Source organism: Mucilaginibacter rubeus (genome assembly GCF_014643835.1).
GTDB classification, from domain to species: domain Bacteria; phylum Bacteroidota; class Bacteroidia; order Sphingobacteriales; family Sphingobacteriaceae; genus Mucilaginibacter; species Mucilaginibacter rubeus.
In genome coordinates this window covers 599,307-621,962 of sequence record NZ_BMKD01000003.1, presented here as the reverse complement: position 1 = coordinate 621,962, position 22,656 = coordinate 599,307, and the positions used below count along the sequence as shown (strand labels likewise).

Sequence of the window (22,656 nt, the reverse complement as noted above, 5' to 3'; positions counted from 1 at the left end):
TGTTAAGAAATTGCTTCGGCGGGCTGCTGCATGGCTTCCATAGTTTTCTTTTTAAGCCTGCTGCGCCTTAAAAAAGCAAAATGTAAAACCCCTAAAAGCAGTGCTATCATGCCTTCGGCCATAACGGTATCGGGCACACCTATCTTTTGCGAAACCGCGCCAATAAGCAGACCGCCCAGCGGCTGCATTCCAAAAAAAGACATAGCATAAAAGCTAATTACCCGGCCGCGCATTTCCGGGCTTGCCGTGGTTTGGATAATAGTATTACCTATAGTGATCTGCGACATCATGCCAAAACCGATAATTGCTGAAAAAAACAGCGCAACAGGATAATTGTGCATATGTGAGAATGCTATCAGCCCCACCGCAAATATTACTGTATTAACTGCAAGGATCTTTTTAAGATCGGTACCGGCACTTAATGAGGCCAGGAAAATGCCGCCGCTAAAAGCGCCAAGCCCTATTACACTATCTATCACCCCAAATGTTGACGCCGTTCCTTTAAATATATCCTTAGCATAAACCGGTATCAGCGTACTGAATGGCAGTACAAACAGGCTTATCGACGCAAGCATCAGTAGCATAAACATAATAGTGGGAGTATTCCGGATATATTCGAAGCCGTCCTTCAGATCGGCAAATACGTTTTTACCGTGGGGCTTGGGCATAAATTCGGGCAAACGCATCATCAGCAATGAGCCAATTACCGGAATAAAGCTCAGAGCATTGGCCCCAAAACAAACCGAATCGCCAAATTTTTCAATAATCAGGCCCGCTATCCCCGGCCCTATTAACCGCGACAGGTTCACCATGGAAGAGTTAAGGGCAAGCGCATTAGGCAGGTCGGATTTATCATCAACCATTTCATATACCAACGATTGTCTTGCCGGAACATCAAATGCGTTAATCAGTCCTAAAACAGCAGTCAAAGCCATGATAGCCCAAACCGAATAATATCCGAAAAACACCAGCACAGTGAGCAAAATGGCTTGTACCATGGAAGCCACTTGCGTAAACAACAATACTTTAAAGCGGTTATACCTGTCAGAAACCACACCGCCCAAAAACGAAAAAAGAAACGAGGGGAACAAACTTGCAAACAAGGTTAGCCCCAACATAAACTTGGAGTGCGTTTGCGAATAGATCACCCAGCTTACAGCGGTTTTCTGCATCCAGGTACCCAACAATGAAACGGATTGCCCGGCAAAATACAGCCGGTAGTTGCGGCTTTTAAAAGCGTTGAATGTACTTAGCTTACTCATTTATCCCTTTCTGTCAGTTTTTATTAATCAAAGTCAACAAGTTTGGCCAGAGGTGCCAGCGCTTTTTTCAGGATCTCCTGCTCTTCGGCAGTGCAGGTGGCTTCGAGGGCGCGGTTAAGCCATTCATCTTTTTCACTTCTTGATTTATGGATGAGGCTGATCCCCTCTTCCGAAAGTGAAATGATCACCTTGCGTTTATCCAGCTCGGAGATGCGCCTTTTGATCAGCCCGAGATTGAGCAGGTTACTTAATACCTGCGACATGGATTGTGTGGTGATCTTCTCCATAGCTGCCAACTCGTTAGGCAGGATCTCCTCATGCTGAAAGATCAGTGCCATGGTTGACCGCTCGGTAAGCGAAAGCTTTTCGGCAGTAGCCGAAGTCTTCCTGATCTTTTTACTAAGCCTGCCAATGATAAACCTCAATTCGGAAGCCAGTTGGATCTCTTTTTCGTCGCTCATACAATTAATCAGTTAAACTTGTAAGTTTACCTTACAAATATAGAGATTATTTTGTTAAGGGAATGTAAACCTTGATTTTCTTGATTTGAAGATTTCCTGATTTAGGTTTTGGATACTGCTCAATAATTTTAATGGTAAACAACCTGCTATCAGGGGAATCCATTAATCCTAAAAATCAAGGTTCAAATCCCGGTTCAGATTTGCTATTTTTACCCCGTGCCTGCTCCTGAAAAGAAAACACCCGTAAGAAAGAAAGCGCCTGCCCGTAAAAAGCCGGTAGTTAAAGCAAAACAGCAGGCCAGTTTCTCCACCCAGTGGATAGTGGCTATAGGCGCGTTGCTGCTTATCCTGCTTTCGCCTTTTTATTATGGCTATATTTTAAAATTCGGCAGTGCCACCTGGCGGTGGATCATGGATGCGGGTGAGGATACCCATTACCGAAAATATAAGAACTTTGCTATCCATATTCCCGACGGTTATTCGGTATATGGTATTGATGTGTCATCCTACCAGGGCCGCATTAACTGGAAACAGGTAAAGGCCATGCGCGAGGGCGATGTCCATATCAGCTTTGCATTTATAAAAGCAACCGAAGGTATATTAAGTGTCGACCCTTATTTTCAGCGCAACTGGCGCGAAGCGCCGAAGGCAGGCATCATGTGCGGCGCTTATCATTTTTTTCTTCCGCAAAAAAGTGGTGTATGGCAAGCTAAGTTTTTCCTGCAAACCGTAAAAACTGAAAAAGGCGACCTGCCCATGGTGGTGGATGTGGAACGATTGTATCGCACCAGTCCTGAAAAAATGCGCGAGCAATTGGAGAGTTTTATCAAAACTATTGAAACCCGTACGGGGATCAAACCCATCATCTACACCAACCTGAAATTTTACCAGGACTACCTGGAGGGTTATTTTGATGGTTATACCCTTTGGATAGCACACTACTACCAGCCCAAACTGCTTGTATCCAACAAAACCAACTGGAAGTTTTGGCAGCACTCGGATAAGGCCCATGTTAATGGTATTAACCATGTTGTGGATTTTAATGTTTTTAAGGGTGATAGTACGGAGTTTGAGAAATTGCTGGTGCCGTAAGTAAAATCTCCTTAGTTAAATTACTGCTCAACGATTTGGGCTAAAGCCAGCCGCTCCTTAAATTACAAACCGTCGGTTAAAACCGACGGCAATGAAATAACAAATCTTTAAACAAATATTTTCAGACAAAGATATAAAACACTCCTTTGTCTGATGTGCAGCCATTATTACTACAAAATAAAAAACGTCATTGCCGTTGGTTTTAACCGACGGAAGTATGGTAGAAGTAAAAGGGTTTTAGCCAAAAAGCACTAAATAAAATAACCAGTCAATATCTCTTTTCTAACACGCAATAAATATGTATATTGATGTTAAAAACAAGAACAAACGTTGTACAAAAGAAAAATTGCCTTAGCTGCCAGCCATGTTCATAAAGAAGATGAAGATACGCTGGATGTGGAATTTTGGCTCAGCAAAAGCCCTTCGGAACGACTGGCGGAAGTAGTTCGCTTGAGGCGATTATATTTTATTTCATCAGGCAAAACCTTTCCAACCAAAATAGAGAAAATTATTTTTAGAAGAAAATTGCAATAGCTAAGCAGATCAATTTGTTTGGAAAAGTCTTCTAAAAATACTTCTATCTAATATTGACAATATTATTTACTTAATTCTGCTTCTTATAGTACAACACATACGATCCTCCCAAAATCGCCAGAAACACCAACGGCATCACACGGTTTGCTACCGGATCACCTGATGCACTATGTGCTATAAACGCCGAAACAAATACAAAAGTAAATCCTGCATAAGTCCACTCTTTTAGCCTGGCAGGCACTGGTACCAATAGTAATATTGCACCGATAACCTTGGCTATTGCCAGTTCAATCCTGAAGTAATCGGGGAAGCCTAAATGATGAAAAGCTGCAGCCATTTCGGGCTTTGTTAAGTATGAATAGCATGAAAAAGCCATCATCAATGCTACAATAGCGGTCAGTATCCAGTAAAAAATTTTAGTTGCTTTCATTTAATGAATTATTTGCCGCAAACTTAGCTACCTTTGCTATTAAAAAGATACTACTATCCTAAAGGATACCGGTATCGTTAAGGATAGCAAGTATGAATAACGAACAAATCATTCACAATAAAGAGACCTGCAAAGCTTCTGTAACCGCAGTACGCGATACGCTTTATGTAGTAAACGGTAAATGGAAGCTGCCGATGCTGGTAAGCCTGATGACCGGCCCTAAACGGTTTAAGGAACTTCAGCGCGATCTGGAAAGCATCACGCCTAAAATACTTTCGAAAGAGTTAAGGGAGCTTGAACTAAATGGCTTTGTTAAACGGACGGTTTATGATACCACACCGGTAACTGTAATTTATGAACGTACCGAATATGCTGATACGCTTGGTAAGGTTGTTTCAGAATTGCGCGAATGGGGCATGAACCATCGTGAACATATTAAACAAATGAGCCGGGCTGAAGCCGATGCCAAAAAAACAATGGCAGTTTCATTATAATGTAGTAAATAGCTCTTCAGAATTTAGAAGCACAAAGCGCCTTTGCCTGGTAAGCAAAAGCGCTTTTATAAACAATAACATTATGCTTTTTTCTTCTCGGGGCGATGAGCGCTATCCCGGCTTGATGTTTGATCGGATCGCTGCCCGCCCGCATTACTGATACCTTTTTGCTTTTGGGCATCATTTTGGTTAGCAAAGGCACGATCGGCAGTTGGTTTGCCCTGTGCATCGGTGTTATTCTTAAAATGCTGTTGACCTTTCATAGTAGCTATATTTAAATTCAACAATGTTTATATAGTTACTACAAGCAAACAGTAATTGGGTTTTATAAAATTAGCCCGAACTATCCATTACCGGTAGTTGCATTATTAAGAAGTTCCATAGCTCCTTCTGCACCAAGGCGTTCCATTAAATTAAATTCTTTAGATTCGAGGCGGTTGTAGTTTATAAAAAAAGCCTCTATCTGGTCGGTAAGGCTGTGCGGCAGTTGTGCGGCATCATACAAACCGGTAAAAATTTTTGATACTACCGGCACTGCCAGCAACCTGTCGTTCCGGTAGCGTTTCCCATCCGGACCGGCTTGCTCTACCTTAAAAGCTCCTATCAGCCGGCAATCTATCACACAGCCCGGAAAAGTACTGATCTCAGATATGACCAGCACATCCAAGGGATCGCCGTCGCCCCCAACTGTATCGGGTATAAAACCAAAATCAAAAGGAAAAACCATACCGGCCGGCAATAGTTTTTTAAGCCTGAACTGATTGGTGGCGGCATCATAATCATACTTATGGCCGCAGCCTTTAGGCGTTTCAACAATCACCGTGATCTTATTTTCTAAATTATCCATGCGTACATGTTTTATAAACCTGGTATTTTAACCCCGGAAGCTTTCAAGTCCTGCAAAATGTTTTCCTGTACAGCCAGTTTGGTATCCTGGAAACCATGGGCATGAACCCAAACATTAACTCCTACACGATAACCATCAGGATCTAAACCGGCAATACCTATCCTCCTGTCCGGAGTTTCCAATATATTTTTTGATTTATCGATAGAAGAGTTAATGACCGACTTCACCTCATTAAAATCAATATTATTGGTAAACTTCAGCTCGATATCAAGCCTGCGGGTGCCTTCCCTGCTGATGTTAATAATCACTTCGTTTGAGAGCTTGCTGTTAGGCATAATAACTATCCGGTTATCAAAGGTTTTAACAATGGTATAAAAGATCTGGATAGCGATAACCGTTCCTTCAAGGCCTTGAGCTATGATATTATCGCCCACAACAAAGGGCTTGAGCAGCAGTATCAGCACACCGCTTGCAAAATTTTGTAATGTACCCGAAAGGGCTAAACCAGCGGCTACACCAAAAGCACCCACGAGTGCAGTGAACAAAGTGATAGGCACACCCATGATCTGCACAACTCCTAAAATGAGCAACACACGCAATACCACTCCTACAAGACTTTGCAAAAACGGCTTTATGGTTGGGTCTATTTCCTTTTTTTGCATATGGGCCTGCCACCATTTCAGCAGCAGGTTAATGAGCCAAAGGCCGATGAATAAAACCACCAGCCCAATCAAAAAACTGGGTGCATAACGGATCACCCAAATGTATACCTGTTCATAAAACTTTTCAATCTTCATAAAACAAATCGTTTAGCTTCCGCATAAAACCACCTATGCTTAACGCATATTGGGGGGAAGGGTTTGTTTTAATGGCGTCAGCATTTCTTTCATCAATTAAAAAACTATAAAACAACAGCTTAACATCTGCGATAAACAACAGCACAAGCCTATTAATTAAGCAGATTATTGATTATTTTTGTGTATGCAAACACTCGAGATAATTGTTCCTGATAATAAAACACGTTTGGTTAAGGATATCCTGAAAGAATTGGGTGTAACTATTAAAGTAAAAAAAGAGAACAAAACACCTAATGCCGAAACTATTGCCGCTATGGACGAGTTAAAAGCAGGCAAAGGCAAAAAATTCAAAAGTGTAGACGAACTGTTCAAAAGTATCTAATTTGATCATGTTCGAGATCGTCACCTCAACCAAATTCCTCAAAGATTTAAAATTACTTAAAAAGCGTTCGCTTAACGATTTTCAGCTGTTGCAGAACGTAATTACCATACTCGCCAACAAAGGTCATGTGGGCCTCGACAAAAAACATAAAGCCCATAAGTTAAGTGGTAGCTACAAAGGCTATTGGGAATGTCATGTAAAACCCGATCTCCTGCTTATCTGGGATGAGAATGAACAGATCAATCTTTTAGAATTAGTGCGAACAGGAAGCCACTCCGATCTGTTTTAACAACCATTTAACACTTCAAGGCTCCAAGTGTTAACAAATGTTAAAAGTGTTAAATTTCAATACGTTACCAATTTTAAGCCCTAATTTGGTATTAACTATTTGAAAAAACTTTACACTTTATCATGAGCTACAACAAGATCAACAACCTTTTGGGCTGGCTTTGTTTTACCCTTGCATCCTTAACTTACATCCTTACTTTAGAACCCTCTGTAAGTTTTTGGGACTGCGGCGAATTCATTTCCTGTGCCTACAAACTCCAGGTATCACACCAACCGGGCTACCCGCTTTTTGCCATGATAGGTAAAGCTTTTTCCCTGCTCTCACTGGGCGACAGGACAAAAGTTGCCTATTTCACCAACCTTGGTTCGGCACTGGCCAGCGGGGCTACCATTATGTTTCTATTCTGGAGCATAACCGCCCTCGCCAAAAAACTGCTTGCTATAAAAAATACTCCTGTTAATACAACCCAAACCTTACAAATAATGGGTGCCGGGCTAACCGGCGCCCTTGCATTTACCTTTACCGATACCTTTTGGTTTTCGGCGGTTGAAACCATTGTTTTTGCCTGGGCATCGTTATGTACAGCTATAGTATTCTGGGCTATTTTAAAATGGGATGCCGTTGCCGATGAGCCGCGAGCCGACAGGTGGCTGGTTTTTATAGCTTATGTAATCGGCCTTTCTATCGGCATACATCTGCTCAATTTATTAACCATACCGGCTTTGGTAATGGTTTATTATTTCCGCAGGCATAAAAACATCAATATTAAAAGCGGTCTGATAGCATTTGCCGTGAGCATCCTGATCCTGGCCTTCGTTCAGTTCGGGATAAGGGGATATACCATTGGTCTCGCGGCCCGGTTCGATCTGTTTTTTGTAAACAGTCTTGGACTTGGTTTTGGCAGCGGCGTTTTGTTCTTTTTTTTGCTGATCATCGGCTTGCTTATCGCCGGGATCCGGTACAGCATCCGCAAGCAGAAACATCTTTTAAATATAGGCCTGCTTTGCATTGTGTTTGTTTACTTTGGTTACAGTTCTTTTGTTTATATCCCTATCAGGGCTTCGGCAGGTACCAATCTTAACAACTCCCACCCCAGCGACGCGTTTACGATGTATGAGTACCTTAACCGTACCCAATACGGCGAAACTCCCTTACTTAAGGGCCCATACTTTGATGCTAAAATAACAGATGTTACAGATGGCACACCGCTTTATCGTAAAGGAAACAGCAAATACGAGGTAGCCTATAATAAGCCTAATTATGTTTATGACCACACCAGCATTCTGCCCCGCATGTGGTCGACAGAGGAGAATACCACCTATGCCCAGGACGTGCAGTTTTACCGCGACTGGCTGCAGTTGAGCGATAATGCCACGCCTACCTTTTCGGATAATTTAAGGTGGATGTTCAGCTGGCAAATGTACCAGATGTACTGGCGTTATTTTATGTGGAACTTTGTTGGCCGCTACAACGATGATGATATGGAAGGGCAGACCAACATGAATGGCATCGGCGGTAACTGGACGTCGGGCTTGTTCAACAACGCCTCCAATACGCCTAAGTTTGTATTGAATAATGTTACCTATACGCCCCTTTATGCACTGCCTTTAGTAGTAGGCTTGTTTGGCATGTTTTATCACTTCAAAAAACGGAAGAAAGATGCTCTGGTCATAACGTTGCTATTCTTTTTCACCGGGTTGGCTATAGTATTATATGTTAACCAGCCATCTGTACAGCCGCGCGAGCGTGATTACTCATACGTTGGCTCATTTTATGCATTTGCCATTTGGATTGGTTTAGGATTGATAGCACTGATTGACATAATACCTAAAAAGATCAGTCCGCGGTTTGCCACCATTGGGGCTATGGTTATTTGTACTATTGTTGGCCCTGTTTTGCTGGCAAGTAAAGAATGGAAAAACCACGACCGCTCAACCAAAATGGCGGCGCATGATATGGCTTACAATTACCTCATGTCCTGCCCTAAAAATGCTATTTTATTTGACCTGGGCGATAATGATACTTACTCACTGTGGTATGATCAGGAGGTGGAAAACATCAGGCCGGATGTACGTATTGTAAATCTGAGCCTGTTGAGTGCCGACTGGTCGGTAAGGCAAATGCAGCGCAAAATAAACCAGGCCGACGCGCTGCCCATTACCATGAGCTTTGATAAATACAAGCTGGGTACCCGTGATGTGATCAGGTATAATGATGCCAAAATACCGGGCTATGTTGATGTAAAAGATATATTTGACTTTATCACCTCGGATGATAAACGTACGCACGTTGAATATACCAATGGCACTACCGAAAACTACCTGCCTACCAAAAACTTCAAGCTGGCAGTTAACGCCGATGATGTAATGAAAAATAAAGTTATTACGCCTGAGCAAAAGGGTATGTTAACAGATACTATGAAATGGAAATTCCCGCCTAATTATATCACTAAAGAAAACCTTGCCATGATAGATATACTTGCCCATAACGACTGGAAACGGCCAATTTGTTTCACTACATCTATTGGGCAAACAAGCATGGTTGGCTTACAGCCATATTTGTACCAGGAAGGTTTTACCTATCGCCTGTTGCCTTTCAAAACTGATTCATCGTTAAGAGATCAGCTTTCAAAGATCAACAGCCTGGTGATGTACAGCAACATGATGGATAAGTTTAAGTTCGGCAATTTCAAAACAGCCAAATACCTTGATCAGCAATCAACAACCATGTTTTTTCCGCAAATGGTGTCTGCTTTTTCTGATCTGTCGGCGACATTACTGAAAGAAGGCCATCGTAACCTGGCACTTAATACCCTGCACAAATATGAAGAGGTGATGCCTGATATCAACCCCAATTTCATGACCGCACAAGGCAAAATAACAATGGCCGATACCTCGTATAAGTTGGACTATGCCAAGCTGGGCAATAAACTCATTAAAAGTGTTAATAGCTACCTAACCGATAAGCTTGATTATAACTACCATCAGTTGCAAAAAGATACAGGCCGGTTAAGTCCGCGCGATGTGCAGATCAGTATGCAACTTCTCAATAATATGGCAGCCATTACTCAAAACGGCAACCAAAAAGAACTAAGCGGTCAAATAATTACACAGCTTAATGACTATGCCGAAAAGTTTAAAAGTATTCTCCAGCTCTAAACAACCAACATATATATGCCATGGGGCAGACTATTTGATTTAGCCTGCCCTTTTTTATACTTTAATAATTCACGTATTTTTCTTCAAAAGTACCATCGGCATACAGGTCTATCAAACCATAGCCGGGGGCTGTTTCCCGGCGGTTCCCCTCCCACCAGGCACCGGAAACGGCGCCGTTGCACAGGTAAGTAACATTGTTATAAACTACTTTATCGCGCATATGCAAGTGACCGCTCACACATAGTTTTACATTGGGGTGCTGGTAAAACAGGTTAATGATCTTAGCAGTATCGGTATGCATATCGCCGCCAAGCATTGTCCACTTGTTTACAATATCATCCTCTATCATCAGTAAAGCCGTCAATATCGGTATGTGCGACATGACCATTACCGGCATATTGGCGTCCGTAGCTTTCAGCTCATCGCTGAGCCAGTTAAGCTGTTCATCGCCCAGCTTACCTATATACCAGGTATTATCAATATCTAAGTGCACACTGTCCAGCACAATGATCTTCCAGCCGTTTTTTTCCATGCTGTAATAAGGCTTTACAAGCTGCAGTTTATCCAGTGCGTATTTTTTTCCGTAGATGGCCTGACCCTTGTCGTCCTCGTACCACCAGATATCGTGGTTGCCCAAACAATAATGAACGGGCAAACTGCATTCGTTTTTCATGATGTTTTGCACCAGCTTCCATTGATCATTGATGGTACTGATGTTTTCCTTGTTCATATCAAAAACAATGTCGCCGCCATTTAATACCATATCAACCTTTGGCGTTTGTTGCTGCAGGTGGTGAAGGCACCTGGTAAACCTGGCAGGGGCATCAAACTTATCCTTCAGGTGCACATCGGTAATGTGGGCTATTCGCAATGATGGCTTTGCAGCCGGTGTTGTATTGCCGAGTGCTAATGAAGGTGCCAGAAGCAGGCCGCCTATATTTTTTAATGCTGATCTTCTTTCCATAATATAAAAGCTGCCTCCCGGGTTCAGGCAATTTGAGGGTTAAAAATACATTTATAATATTGGTGAGCCACGGGAATTTCTGTTAAACTTTTATTAAGAAAATAATGACCGAAACACCTGTATAAAACAAAAAGCCTTCCGCGTTAGCAGAAGACTTAATAGATTTGTGTAGGGAAGGTTAAAATATTATTTCGGAGCGCTTAGCTATTAATTATTGAAGATATGGCCTGCCTGCCATGTACTCATTTACAACCCCGGCAATGTATTTATTGTTGTAACCCGTTTCTTTGTTTTGCAAAACTGTTTTATAATAAAGCAGCAGAAAATCGTACACCCCCAGTTCGTGAACCTGCTGGCTGGTCTTAAACAAGCGGTTCATACTCATTTGAATAAGGCTGATCACAAGCAGGTTCAAATCTTGCGGCACCGTTCCGGATGAAATAAGTTCGGCAAGCAATAAAGCTGCCGGCCTGTTGTTTAAACTCCGGTACCTGAGCAGGTCGTTGCCTGCAACCGCGGCGCCTTCGGGAAATAGGCCCTCAATCTTGTTACGGTAATGCCTGTATTTAAAAGTCAGTTGCTTTGAAAGCAGGTTATCATAATTAACGCCCGGATATGATGAAGCTACAAGCAGCTTCATAAGCTCGTTTTTTTGTTCGATCTGAAAATCAAAATCGTTCAACAGCCTGTCAATTGATAACAGTCCCCAAAGCCACCTCACCTCTTCAAAGTTTTCGGTCACATCCGCTCTTGATATGAGGCTGGCTATGGCAAGGCTATCGTTAAAAAACAACTGTTCAACAAGCTCAATGGATGCTTCTCCGTAACGTTCTAGTTCGCGCTCGTAGGTATCAAACTGAACCTTCCAGATCTGCTTTGATTTAATTGAGGCCGAAAAGCAATTGTTAATATTTTGAATGACCCTGCCCAATGCAAATACAGAAGCCAGATGGACCCTGAAACGAATATGAGGTTCAGGATCAGCATAACGTACATAAAACCACTGATCAATCAAGTCTTCATGGTAAAGCTTTTTGCTTAGCTGTATCAGCTCATTGCCTATCACATGCTCGGCAGTTTCAATACCGCAATACAGTTTTACATACAACCATTCATCCCCCGGGAAAAACTGACGTTTAGCTGCATTTGTACTAAGCGGCCCCATACCGGTATACTTGCCGGCTATCTTTTCGCCCCGTTTTAAAACAGCCACAAATTGGTTACCGATAAGCTTTTCATCCTTCTTTTTAAGCATGATATTATCGCGTTCGCCAATGTATTCCTTTAAAATAATTTCATTCTTTTTCTTGCATGACGAAAGCCATGCAGCAACCTCAAGCCTGCTGTTAGTATGTACGACCAATTCACTATCAATATCTGTAAAAACAAAAGCCTCAGGCAGATCCCAGTATTTAACAAACTTCGCCCACGCTTCGTTGTAATCAACTGCCAGTTCTTTTAACAGCTGCTGTAAATCAGCATTGGTGATGTACCAGGTTTTTAAGGCTAATATTACACCTTCATAAACTACCCTTGGCGTTTTGGTTACCCCAAGTTTAGGTAATATATCAAGATTAAACCCCAACTCGTATTTTGAATCCTGACATTGCAGATCGGCCAGGAACCGGTACATGGGTAAGGCTGTCATTCCGTAATTATATGCTGTATTTAAGCGGGGGATAATCCGTTTGCCTAATTTGGCCGAGCGCAGCACAACATTATTTCCTTTAACAGATACAAGCAGATCTGTTATATTAACTTCCTGGTCACCAGTGTTTACCGGCGTTTGAAACCGGTAATCCCGATATGGTGCGGAGGTAAAGCTCCCCAGGTAGTCATCAGGCGTGTGTACAATTTCGGCAACTATAGCCGGCTCATAAATACGGGTTTCTGTTTCGGCTATTTCATCAAGGATCTGGCCAAAATTCCGCTCGGCATTAGCCAAACGGCCAAACATTGAGGTACCGGCCGGCCATCCGCAATGTTCAAGATACAGCAAGGGCTCGTCATGGCCCGAAATACGAAACATTACCGAAAAACTTGGGGGTAACTCATCATCGTAAGCCTTAACGCCGTCAAACTGTGACTTTTGCAAATGGATAATTTCCTGCCCGGGATTGTTAACAATTTGCCCGATAAGCCACTTCACGGCGCTGGTATATTGCAGATCTTCCTTATCAGCTGCAAAGCCAGATGGTTCTGTATAACAGTTTATGGCATAGCCGATACCTTTTTCAGGATCAAGCGCTTCTGTTAGCAAAATCTCGCGCTCATGATACCGGTCGCGGAAGCGTTTTATAAACGTTTCCAGGTTTTTACTTTGATGCCTGGGTGTGATCCGGTTAAGCAGATCAATGGCATCGAGCAATTTATCAGCATAAGCTTTATCAAGCGTAGCCGAATCTGCCTGCCTAAAATAATCAACCTGCAGTAATGTCCCCTGTGAGGCATCACCTGGCAAATCTTTCAAAATCATAGCAACCTTATTATTTTTTGTAATTACATTATCGGTGCCGGTCAGCACCTGCTTAACGGTTTTCAGTTTTGATAAATAGTTTTGTGCCTGTGCACTTTGGTATGCCAACCGGGTAAAAATGCCAATGGCCTGGTCAAGGTATTCCCCGCTCTCAATACACGGTTCAAGCTCACTCCACAAAACCTGGTTTTTAATCAATTGATCCAAAAAAGCAGCGGCACATTCCGGAGTTTTGCCAAGTTTTTGCGTTATAAATAAGCATATCGAATTGTATGTCCTGGCGTTTTCACAAAACCCGATAACCACCCGCAGATCATCAGATATCTTTACCGGCGATGCTTTGTATTTACAACGGTTTACAGTTTGACGGTCAATTTTAAGGTAGGTCCCGTTTAAGGTATACATTGTTTTATTTACCTTGTAACTTAACAATGTCCGTATGACACGATTATTTAAAATTTGGCCGTTCAAATTAACCGCTGCGGCAACATTAAGCCTTACATGCTGGTAAGCATTACCAAGCTGTAAATCGCTCGTATTCCCCCAGGTAACAGGAGCGCAACCTGCAAATAACCCTGATGGATTGGTGCCAGTAGCGCTCCTGTTAATAAATTTGGCCAAGGTTATTTCAAGCTTCTCCAGTTTTTTCGCATCTGTAATATCATCTATATGCAAAACCGCTTCATACAAGTTTTTAGAGGTAAGCCAAAGCGCCTGCATAAACAATTCATCTTTTGTGAATGCCCTGATGGTTTCTTTATCAACTGTTTCCACGCAATCAAATGCAGGAAACCTGAACATCAGGCCCGATGAGAATTTATATTGTTCGGATAATTTGGCTGTTTTCATTGTAGTTACCTCTGATGGTTCTTATCATAAAACAGACATACTTAATATGATCTAAGTTCGTCCTTAGAACCCTGTTGAACTTGAAGTTTTTTCTGTTGTAGTACCCGTCATAGTCATATAGAAATCTACAGTGCCACCATTTTTTCCAATGTTATTTGTAAGTGCCCGGTTTAAAATTTGCACTTGTTTAATTTGGATCTTTGGTAAAGATGCTTTGCTATAATTTTTCATACTTTTAAGCTTTTTAAAGGGTGTGAATGATGATTTATCTGTTGTTATAGGATAAATGTGGCTAAGCGGATGCAGGAGAGGAAAAAATTAGTACCAATGCGCCGTTGGGGACGACCAAACCCATTAAAAGCAGGACAAAAAATTTATGACAACGAATGCAGAGCGGCCAAAATCCAGGATAAGGGTATTCTTTCAACACCTGCTTGGATGGCTTATTTATATATTATATGAAGAGGCCGTTGTCTATTTTTCAAAAATTGACATAAGCACTGTTTTTGCTTTTATTGTAAATGCCATTATATTTTATAACACCTGGAAAATTTTAAGGGCCATAAGTAAGAAGATCACTAATGTTTTTTTTCTGGCACCTGTTTTATTTGTAGTATCCACGGCTATCATTGCTATAACGGTATTGTTTAAGCTTGAGGTTGATGCATTGATATACCATACGTCGTTTCAGGTTTCGGCCGATCCTGATAAAATCTCCAGCCTTATTATGCGCACAATATATTTTGGCGGAATGGGGGCTGCATTTGGCTTTGCAAGAGAACTGATACAACGGGAACGCGAAGTGGCTCAACACAGTATAGAAAAGGCTCAGATACTTGAACAACAGCAAAAGCTTGAAAAGAAAGCCCTTCAGGCCGAACTAAATGTAATAAAATCACAGATCAATCCGCACTTTGTATTTAATACACTCGGCTTTTTATATGCTGAAACTTATAAGAAACTCCCGGAAGTAGGACAATCAATCATCACACTTTCAAACATTATGCGGTATGCATTAACCAAAAATGAGGACGGGTTTAGCAGCCTTGAAAGTGAGCTTGCCTATATCAAAGACTTCATAAAAATTCATGAAGACCGCAGCAAAGCTTTTTTTATGAAGATAAGTATCGAAAGCGGTGTTATTCCGTATAAGGTAGTATCATTGGTTTTAATTACCCTCATCGAAAACATGTTTAAGCACGGCATTTTCAATCAAAGCACAAAGGAGGCTGTGTTGAGCATTACCGTTGTAGATGGGAAGCTGCATTTTTATTCGCTTAATTATAAAAACAATAACAGCGTTAACAAAATACAATCGAACGGGATAGGATTAAATTATATTCGCGAAAGATTAACGGACGAATATGGCCGGGACGGATATGAACTACTGGTGGATGAAACGCACAATAGCTATGAATGCAAACTTACCATGCCTTTAAAATATCATGAAAGTAATTAACTGTATTATAGTTGAGGACGAGCCTTATGCCATTGATATTTTAAGCGATTTTATATCAAAAGTGCCTTTCATTAACCTTACCGAAACGTTTACCAATCCTATTGAAGCACTATTATATTTAAAAGGATCAGCCACTGACCTCATTTTTCTTGATATAAACATGCCTGAGCTTTCGGGTATCGACCTTATTAAAATGCTGCCTAAAAGCACGGAGATCATCATAACATCAGCCTTTAGTGAATTTGCGCTGGCGGGATTTGAAAACAATGTGCTCGATTACCTGCTTAAGCCCTTCGCTTTCGACAGGTTTTTACAGGCTTCACAAAAAGCCCTTGACAAGCTAATACTGCTTTCATCTAATAAGCCAGCGCCGGTAATTGACCTGCAGCCAAAGCCCGACTCATTTTACCTGAAAACCGATCACGGTAAAATTGTGCGCATCAACTTTGAGGATATCATTTATATAGAAGGACTTAAAAATTACTGTTCGGTTTTTACAGAAAATGAACGGCATATCTCGTTGGTGAGCATGAAAACCTTGGTTGATACCCTACCCCAGGAAAATTTTGCGCGGACCCATAAATCGTACATTATTGCTTTAAAACGCATTAAAGCTATTGATGGCAACATGGTGATCTTTGATAAGATTAAAGAAAAGATCCCCATAGGGGTTACTTACCGCGACAGCTTTTTCGCACTGCTCAATAATAAGATGTTCAAGTAAGCTATACTTTCCCTTTACGGGCTTTTTCCGATTTAAGGAACTTTAAGAGCATCCCGTACAGGATGCACTCATGCAGGCGCTGCCGGCTGCTAAAATAGCGGTTAACTGCCATGTGGATCACGCTGCTCAAAAACTTCGCATTCCAATCAATAGTGTAGTTTTGCAGCAGTAATTCTACCTGCATTCTTTTTTGCCGAAGCAGGTCATCATATGCTAAAAGCAGGTTATTAAGGCTGCCATGATATTTTCTATATAATTGATCAATCTGTATTTTAACCGCCTTATCATCAAACTCGGCAAAAAAATAAGCCTGCTGCCTTTCAACAAATTGCAGTTGGTCGTTTAGGTCATTGCTCATCAGGTTTAGGTAATCTTTGATCAGCCAAAAAATCAGGAGCCAGTCTTCCGTATCATAGCGGTTGCTTTCAAGCAGCCTGAATACGCTGCAGCAAAACGAAGTTTCAATGCAAAAAAGGCCCTCGGCTTGTTCAATTTGTTGCCCGTAACGTTCCAGTTCGCGCACGTAGGTATCAAGTTGTACAACATGAAGCTGCCCGCTTGTCAAAAATGGCGACAATACCTCGCGCACAGCCAGGTAAACATCCTGAAAATCACCCTCATCAAGCAAATTAATCCTAACCCGGATGTGATTATCCGGGTCATGGTACCGGATAAAAAACCATTGTTTTATTTTAACAGTACCTGAATAATTTAACAGTTCATCCAATTTTAACAGCACCTCGTTGGCGATGTTACTGCTGAGATATAGCTTGATAAATAACCACTCGCTTCCGGGAAAAAAATTACGCTGAAGCGTATTTTCAATATATTGGAAATATGGGGGCTTCAAAGGCCTGTCGAAATGGAAGGGTGCAACAAACTGGTGCATGTAAGGATCGCCATCCACATCTCGTACAATAGCCTCATGCTGAAGGTGAATACACTCAGATAAAATCAAAACCGGGTCCTGCCTTGCTATTTCCTTTGCAAGTACCTGTATACTAATCTCATTTTCAGTATCAATCAGTAATTCATTATCGCCCTTTATTATATAAAATTTATCGGGCAGTAACCACTCATTCCTAAAGCTGTTAAACAAATCGCCGAATTTATCCATGAATTTTTCAGCCTTGCAAAGTTCACCCAAGATAGCGGGCGTAAACTTCCAGGTGGCACGGTGCAGGATAACGCCAAAGCTGGTTTCAACGCGTGGAAAAAATACAAAATCTGTAGAGAGTGCCCCCCAGTTAAAACTTAAGCTGCCATTGCCCCGCTGATGCTGGATATCGCACAAAAAGGTGTAAATGGGGTGCTGCGACCTGTTATAATTATAAGCACTGCTTAAGCGCGGAACTACTTCCCGCTGATGTTTTTTTGAAAACAATTTAAAAACGCCCTGCTCAAGCTTTATGTAGATATCGTCAAGCCTCAAAACTGAACTTCCCTTGGCATCATCAATATAAGCCAGTTCATGGGGCCAGAAAGGCGGGTGCATCATGACGTTTAAGATCCGTTCTTCGGGCATATGGATCACTTCGGCAAACATGGCATCCGGGCAGTTGGCGATCTCCTTTGCCGCTATCTCTAAACCTGTTTTATAAATTTCGGCATCCCCAACTGCAAACCGTGCTATCATGTTTAAAGCGCCGGGCCCGGTAACTCTCTCCAGGTATACCATATCGTTTTCAAAAAGCTGAAAAACCGCCGACATGGAAAATGGCAAATGATCCGGGCTGCGTTCCCTGGCAAAATTATCAGGTATAATAACTTTATACTGTTTTTCAATTTTGGCGCGGTTTAACAGGTTGAGCATTTTAAAATCTATTTCTGTATAATCCACCCACGAAGGGCCCCCTTCACTTCCGGTGTACAGCCCTTCTGTAAAAAGGGTTTCATGCTCATACCATTGTCCGTATTCGATTCCTGTATCGGTGTCAAATGCCTCCAGCAGCGGTACGCTCTGCTCCTCATACCTTTTCCTGAACCTGCCTTTAAACTGCTCAATCCTTTTATTGGGAGCCACGGCACTCACATTATTAAGCAATACAATCGCCTTAGTTATTTTCCATTGCAATGATTGGTCAAGCTCCCGGCTTTCCATCTCGTTAAACCTGGTTACATGTACCTGGTCTTTAAGTTCCCTGCCGGTTATGTGATTAGTAATTTGTTCAATAGCAGTATATAACGAAAACCAGTTTGAGCTTTCAACATCTCCATTATTAATTTTATTAAGCAAATCGACCAATTCATTAATGGTATCCCTTAATCCCGGATCATCAGTCTTTTGCAAAAAGACCGGAAAATCATACCCTATTGCCGGCTCAAATGCCGGTTTTAGCAGTTGCCCTTCAATAAGGTCATTAATAAACACAATGAAATCATCAGGCTCAAAATCCGGGAATTTTTCGAGCAGTTGTTGTTTATTCCATATTTTATCACCAACAACGGCAATTATGTCATCAAGCACCTCATTGCAGGCAATGGCGCTCACCTGGTAAACCCTCTGGTTATCAATAATTTGATAAGTAATAAATCGCAAATCGCCCCCAACTTTATAAAGGGTATTATTCAGCTTATATCCTGCAGATAATTGATTGGAGTTTTCAATTTGTTTGGCAAGCGAGAAACTCACCACAGCGTCGGGCACTACATGTCTCCTGAACTTTGCCGTAAGTTTTACTTTATTTGCAGCCCCCCAGTAAACCGATGAACAACCCGCAAACAGCCCAAACGGCGTAGCCCGGTTTGCCATACGGGCCATATATTTATAAAAACTTGATAGTAATTGAGCTTCTTTAGCTTTCGTTTGCTGCCCGTTTGCAAAAAAAGCATCCAGTTCATTATAAAGCGATTTACTTGCCAGGTAAATACTTTCTTTGATTAACCTGTTATTCCATAATGTAAGCAAGCTTTTTTTATCAAGCTTTTGCCTGTACGACAAAGCAGCAGAGCGTAAAATTAAACCGTTAATAAAATTAACTTTCATCTGGATGTACAGGCAAGGTTCAGTATGTAAACAGCTAATTTAAGTAAAAGCTATTTTTATTGGCAGGTTTGTTATGGGTGCTGTCTATTTCTTTGTTTATAATATGGTTACTATAAAACTAAATTGATTAATCATTTCAACAAGAATGATTAATCAATTTAGTTAATATCGCCCTGCTTCATGCCTTTGTATTTAACGCAAAAATTGATATATTAACAAGGCGATCAAAATGTTTGCCATGCAAGTACACTATCCTAAATAGGGCAGCAAAAACTTACAAAAATATCATCCTTCGGTAATTAAGCACACTTGATTCCAGGGCCTTCACTTATAGCCGAGGTTCGGGTTATCAATTTGCAAGCAATCCGCATGACACAGCATGATAACCACAAGCGACGACGTTCGCGATAGCATATGGACCGACTGAAACTACATTAATTACTCCAACAGCAACGCATCCTCATCATCGGTAAGGTTAAGCTGAATAGTATCACTCCCCGCAATCCCTTCAATACTGCCGCGGATGTGAGCGGCACTTAGCAGCACTTTATCCAATTGCTTTTCGCGGGCTTTCCAGAGTTTTTCCATGGCATCGCGTTCGCGCTGAATGGATTGGCGCATGCTCATATATCCTTCACGAATAGCCTTCCATTGCTCCGAAAACTCGCTGCTGGTAAGGTAATCATACAACAGGTGCATTTTATCACCTTTATTATCCTGTGATTTGGCCAGGTTTGATAATTTCATCACGCCATCCCTTAAAATGTAGGATACTGCCTTTACCTCATCAAAACTACAAATCCAAACCCCGTCACGCTCGCCAAAACAATCCATGCCTTTTGGGTAGCATTGGGTTACAATAACGGCTACATCAACCCCCATGCTTCGCATGTCTTTTTTAAGCTTCTCGATCCAGTCTGCCGAAAAAGCATTGGTACGCTTGCTTTCATAAATAATGCGGCCGCACTCCTGGCCAAACTGGTTACGCACAGTTTGTACGCAGTCGGCACCGCGTACGCCCTTCCCTACTTCGCTTATGATATCGAACGGGAAATAATTGCGTAATAACTCTTCCAGTATCAGTTCCTGGGCTTCGCCCTGCAACTGCATAGAACCCTGCTCGGCTTTGCGCTTCATTTCATCGGCCAGTTTCTTCTGGTCGTCAAGCTGTTTTTCAAGCTCCTTTACCTTTAGCTGGTATTCGGTATCTTTTATGCTGTGGCGTTCGGCTTCCTGCTTGCGGATCTGGTCGGTAAGTTCGTTCCGTTGCTCCTGCAGCTTGCGCTGTATGGCAAGCTCCATTTCCTCTTCCTTTTGATGCAGTTGTTTCTCGCGCTGCAAAAACTCCAGCTCTTTCTGGCGTGATAGTTTTAGTTTTTCCTCAGTTTCAGCGGCTGAATTTTTAAGCAGTACAAGCTGGTTCTCAAAATCCTGGCTTATGGTTTTACGCAGGTTGTCTTCAAGCGTTTGCTGCAATTGCTTTTTTTCGTTGTTAAGCCTTTGTTCAAAGGCTGCCTGCTGTTGGCGCTCCTTATTTAAAAACTCCTCATCCTTTTTGCGGTATTCTTCTTCTTTTTGACGGGTATAATCCATCATTTTAACCCTGAGCTCTTTTTTATACTCCTCGGCCATTACCTCTTCTATCGGAAAACCGAAACCACAACTTGGGCACTTAACTTCTGTAGCCATATTATTTATATAAAAGCTGAGAGCAGGATGCACAAAGCTTTAAGCTAATAACTTGATTATTGATATTATTCAATCACTTAATAAAAGGAAAATATTTCCTGTAAATCAAAGATAGGGATTTTACTGTTTAGCAGATGATATGTAACTCATGAGGGGTATTAACATTATTGTAACAAAATGAAACTACAATGATAACAATCTGTTGTAAATGCCGTTTAAAATACCGAAGTTTATAACATGCAGATATTGAGAATTGGAAAGGTAATGTGGAGTCACGATTATGACCTGGCCACATTAGGGTTGGCAAATGACGGAGGAGCATTATTTGCATTTACCCCGCCACCACACCATTATAACGGCGAAATTATACTTACCCCTAAAAGCCTTGTACTTGACGGTGATAGTTATGAACATATCCCCCTTGATAGCCTTGAGCAATTATATTTAGGTTTTGACGAGCTATACAAACGTTCGATGGTACGGAACAATGGTTTATTCTGGCAACCGTTAAGATTACGCTACAGGCTAAAAGAAGAGCTTATTACATTATATCTTATTGTTGACCATACCCTTTTTGGAGCTAAAAATCAATTGTGGTTTAATACCCTAAAGCAACTGCTTTCCCGCAAAGCCTAATTGGACTTTCTTTTCTCCCTCTTTTTACCGGCGCTTCTTTCAAAGCTAAGCAGTTGCTCAGCAAATTACCAATTCAGGTTGTAAAAATACCGTGTAACGGGTATTTTATAAAAAGAAACATAGTGACATATTTGCAGCGCATTATTTGCGCTAAATACCATTATCACTTTTTTATGAAAAAACTTGGTTTCCTGAGGCTATTCTCCTGCTTGCCCCTCATCGCAATCATCATTCCTGACATAACCGAAACGCTTATCAATCCGGAGTTTAAAGTATCCTTTACACATGTCGTAGCAAGCGCGGCCCTTATTTCAATAATTAGCGTTTGCTCCTTAATAATCCGCTATCAAAAAAAACAGGGATTAAAAATGCAGTATCTGCATTCCTAAGCATAGATCTTCCACTGCCTGTATCATAAAACAAGAAAACAGCGCGGGTTATCCGCGCCGTTCCTGTTAATATATTTTTGCAATTATTTGGCTTTGCCAAACTCACCATTTGCTTTAATAGCAACTTCGTCGCTTACCATAGCGTTGCCAAATTTTGAACCGAAGTTAAAATCAGAACGTTTGATGGTGCCGGTTAACTGAAAACCTGCATCATCAGCTTTGCTCATTGGGTTTTGGATAGTACCACGGTACCATAAATCAAATGAAGCCGGTTTGGTTACACCGTGTAAAGTTAAGTTACCGGTAAGTTTGTAGTGCTTATCAGATGTTTTGGTGATACCGGTGCTGGTAAAAGTAATAGTTGGGTAAGTAGCAACATCAAAAAAATCAGGGCTTGTGATGTGTTTATCGCGCTGATCATTATCTGTAGTTACTGAGGCTGTTTGTATGCTGATCTGAAATTTAGCGTCGCTGAAATCAGGTTTAGCGGCAGTGATGGTTGCATCATAGTTTTTAAAAATACCATCAACATCAGATACCATTAAGTGGGTTACTGTAAATTTAACGTTTGAGTGAGCTTTGTCTACAGTCCAGGTAGTTTGTGCTGATGCCGCCGTGTAGGTGAATGCTGCTGCTAACAGGATAAAAATCTTTTTCATTGTTTTAATTTCTTTTTTTTGTTTTTGATTTATGGCTCAAAAGTATGTAAATGATCCGGACTTCAAATAAAATAAATGT

20 protein-coding genes are annotated in these 22,656 nt (G+C 41.5%); 9 read left to right on the top strand and 11 right to left on the bottom strand.

All coding sequences use genetic code 11. The features are described from left to right. Positions 1 to 2: 2 nt before the first annotated feature. The gene (locus tag IEX80_RS12900) at positions 3 to 1,262 is read right to left on the bottom strand and encodes an MFS transporter (protein WP_188833116.1); all 1,260 of its coding nucleotides are present in this window, start codon (positions 1,260 to 1,262) and stop codon (positions 3 to 5) included. A gap of 23 nt (positions 1,263 to 1,285) precedes the next feature. Continuing rightward, positions 1,286 to 1,723 (bottom strand): MarR family winged helix-turn-helix transcriptional regulator, encoded by a 438-nt coding sequence (locus tag IEX80_RS12895; protein WP_188833115.1) that lies wholly within the window; start codon positions 1,721 to 1,723, stop codon positions 1,286 to 1,288. A 216-nt stretch (positions 1,724 to 1,939) separates the two neighbouring features. Between IEX80_RS12895 and IEX80_RS12890 the strand changes: the two genes are divergently transcribed. Both IEX80_RS12890 and IEX80_RS12885 read left to right on the top strand, forming a co-directional pair. After that, positions 1,940 to 2,815 carry a glycoside hydrolase family 25 protein gene (locus IEX80_RS12890; RefSeq protein WP_308421690.1) on the top strand — a complete coding sequence of 292 codons (876 nt, stop codon included), beginning with the start codon at positions 1,940 to 1,942 and terminating at the stop codon, positions 2,813 to 2,815. 330 nt (positions 2,816 to 3,145) lie between these two features. Then, the gene (locus IEX80_RS12885; protein ID WP_176623386.1) at positions 3,146 to 3,349 is read left to right on the top strand and encodes a hypothetical protein; all 204 of its coding nucleotides are present in this window, start codon (positions 3,146 to 3,148) and stop codon (positions 3,347 to 3,349) included. 70 nt (positions 3,350 to 3,419) lie between these two features. Here the strand turns inward: IEX80_RS12885 and IEX80_RS12880 are convergent, their stop codons facing one another. After that, positions 3,420 to 3,779, bottom strand: coding sequence for a DoxX family protein (locus IEX80_RS12880; RefSeq protein WP_176623384.1), 360 nt, complete (start codon positions 3,777 to 3,779; stop codon positions 3,420 to 3,422). Between the two features lie 92 nt (positions 3,780 to 3,871). Between IEX80_RS12880 and IEX80_RS12875 the strand changes: the two genes are divergently transcribed. After that, positions 3,872 to 4,273 (top strand): winged helix-turn-helix transcriptional regulator, encoded by a 402-nt coding sequence (locus IEX80_RS12875; RefSeq protein WP_090523849.1) that lies wholly within the window; start codon positions 3,872 to 3,874, stop codon positions 4,271 to 4,273. A gap of 80 nt (positions 4,274 to 4,353) precedes the next feature. On the opposite strand, the gene IEX80_RS12870 is transcribed toward IEX80_RS12875, so the two are convergent. From IEX80_RS12870 to IEX80_RS12860, 3 genes are all read right to left on the bottom strand, one after another. Next, positions 4,354 to 4,536, bottom strand: coding sequence for a hypothetical protein (locus IEX80_RS12870; RefSeq protein WP_188833114.1), 183 nt, complete (start codon positions 4,534 to 4,536; stop codon positions 4,354 to 4,356). Between the two features lie 80 nt (positions 4,537 to 4,616). Beyond that, positions 4,617 to 5,120, bottom strand: a complete 504-nt coding sequence (locus tag IEX80_RS12865; RefSeq protein ID WP_188833113.1) for an inorganic diphosphatase — start codon at positions 5,118 to 5,120, stop codon at positions 4,617 to 4,619. Between the two features lie 11 nt (positions 5,121 to 5,131). Then, positions 5,132 to 5,917 (bottom strand): mechanosensitive ion channel family protein, encoded by a 786-nt coding sequence (locus IEX80_RS12860; protein ID WP_090523837.1) that lies wholly within the window; start codon positions 5,915 to 5,917, stop codon positions 5,132 to 5,134. Between the two features lie 184 nt (positions 5,918 to 6,101). On the opposite strand from IEX80_RS12860, the gene IEX80_RS12855 reads away from it, so the two are divergent. From IEX80_RS12855 to IEX80_RS12845, 3 genes are all read left to right on the top strand, one after another. Beyond that, complete coding sequence (locus IEX80_RS12855; RefSeq protein ID WP_090523834.1) at positions 6,102 to 6,299, top strand: type II toxin-antitoxin system RelB/DinJ family antitoxin; 198 nt, start codon at positions 6,102 to 6,104, stop codon at positions 6,297 to 6,299. Between the two features lie 7 nt (positions 6,300 to 6,306). Continuing rightward, positions 6,307 to 6,588: a type II toxin-antitoxin system YafQ family toxin gene (locus tag IEX80_RS12850; RefSeq protein ID WP_188833112.1), complete on the top strand. Its 282-nt coding sequence runs from the start codon at positions 6,307 to 6,309 to the stop codon at positions 6,586 to 6,588. A 122-nt stretch (positions 6,589 to 6,710) separates the two neighbouring features. Further along, positions 6,711 to 9,746 (top strand): glycosyltransferase family 117 protein, encoded by a 3,036-nt coding sequence (locus IEX80_RS12845; protein WP_188833111.1) that lies wholly within the window; start codon positions 6,711 to 6,713, stop codon positions 9,744 to 9,746. 61 nt (positions 9,747 to 9,807) lie between these two features. Here the strand turns inward: IEX80_RS12845 and IEX80_RS12840 are convergent, their stop codons facing one another. Beyond that, on the bottom strand, positions 9,808 to 10,710 hold the full coding sequence (locus IEX80_RS12840) for a metallophosphoesterase family protein (protein ID WP_188833110.1): 903 nt from the start codon (positions 10,708 to 10,710) through the stop codon (positions 9,808 to 9,810). A gap of 211 nt (positions 10,711 to 10,921) precedes the next feature. Beyond that, on the bottom strand, positions 10,922 to 14,035 hold the full coding sequence (locus tag IEX80_RS12835; RefSeq protein ID WP_188833109.1) for a lantibiotic dehydratase: 3,114 nt from the start codon (positions 14,033 to 14,035) through the stop codon (positions 10,922 to 10,924). Between the two features lie 376 nt (positions 14,036 to 14,411). Between IEX80_RS12835 and IEX80_RS12830 the strand changes: the two genes are divergently transcribed. Continuing rightward, the gene (locus tag IEX80_RS12830; RefSeq protein WP_090523823.1) at positions 14,412 to 15,494 is read left to right on the top strand and encodes a sensor histidine kinase; all 1,083 of its coding nucleotides are present in this window, start codon (positions 14,412 to 14,414) and stop codon (positions 15,492 to 15,494) included. Next, the gene (locus IEX80_RS12825; RefSeq protein WP_090523820.1) at positions 15,481 to 16,218 is read left to right on the top strand and encodes a LytR/AlgR family response regulator transcription factor; all 738 of its coding nucleotides are present in this window, start codon (positions 15,481 to 15,483) and stop codon (positions 16,216 to 16,218) included. The genes IEX80_RS12830 and IEX80_RS12825 overlap by 14 nt, the downstream gene beginning before the upstream one ends. Position 16,219: 1 nt before the next feature. Here the strand turns inward: IEX80_RS12825 and IEX80_RS12820 are convergent, their stop codons facing one another. Together IEX80_RS12820 and IEX80_RS12815 are read right to left on the bottom strand one after the other, a co-directional pair. Continuing rightward, positions 16,220 to 19,204: a lantibiotic dehydratase gene (locus IEX80_RS12820; RefSeq protein ID WP_188833108.1), complete on the bottom strand. Its 2,985-nt coding sequence runs from the start codon at positions 19,202 to 19,204 to the stop codon at positions 16,220 to 16,222. A 438-nt stretch (positions 19,205 to 19,642) separates the two neighbouring features. Next, positions 19,643 to 20,893, bottom strand: a complete 1,251-nt coding sequence (locus tag IEX80_RS12815; RefSeq protein WP_176623368.1) for a DUF2130 domain-containing protein — start codon at positions 20,891 to 20,893, stop codon at positions 19,643 to 19,645. 237 nt (positions 20,894 to 21,130) lie between these two features. Between IEX80_RS12815 and IEX80_RS12810 the strand changes: the two genes are divergently transcribed. Continuing rightward, entirely contained in the window at positions 21,131 to 21,529 is a 399-nt protein-coding gene (locus IEX80_RS12810; protein WP_129568859.1) for a hypothetical protein, read from the top strand. 472 nt (positions 21,530 to 22,001) lie between these two features. Here IEX80_RS12810 and IEX80_RS12805 read toward each other — a convergent pair whose 3' ends face one another. Further along, positions 22,002 to 22,577, bottom strand: a complete 576-nt coding sequence (locus IEX80_RS12805) for a YceI family protein (RefSeq protein WP_090523809.1) — start codon at positions 22,575 to 22,577, stop codon at positions 22,002 to 22,004. Between the last annotated feature and the right edge of the window lie 79 nt (positions 22,578 to 22,656).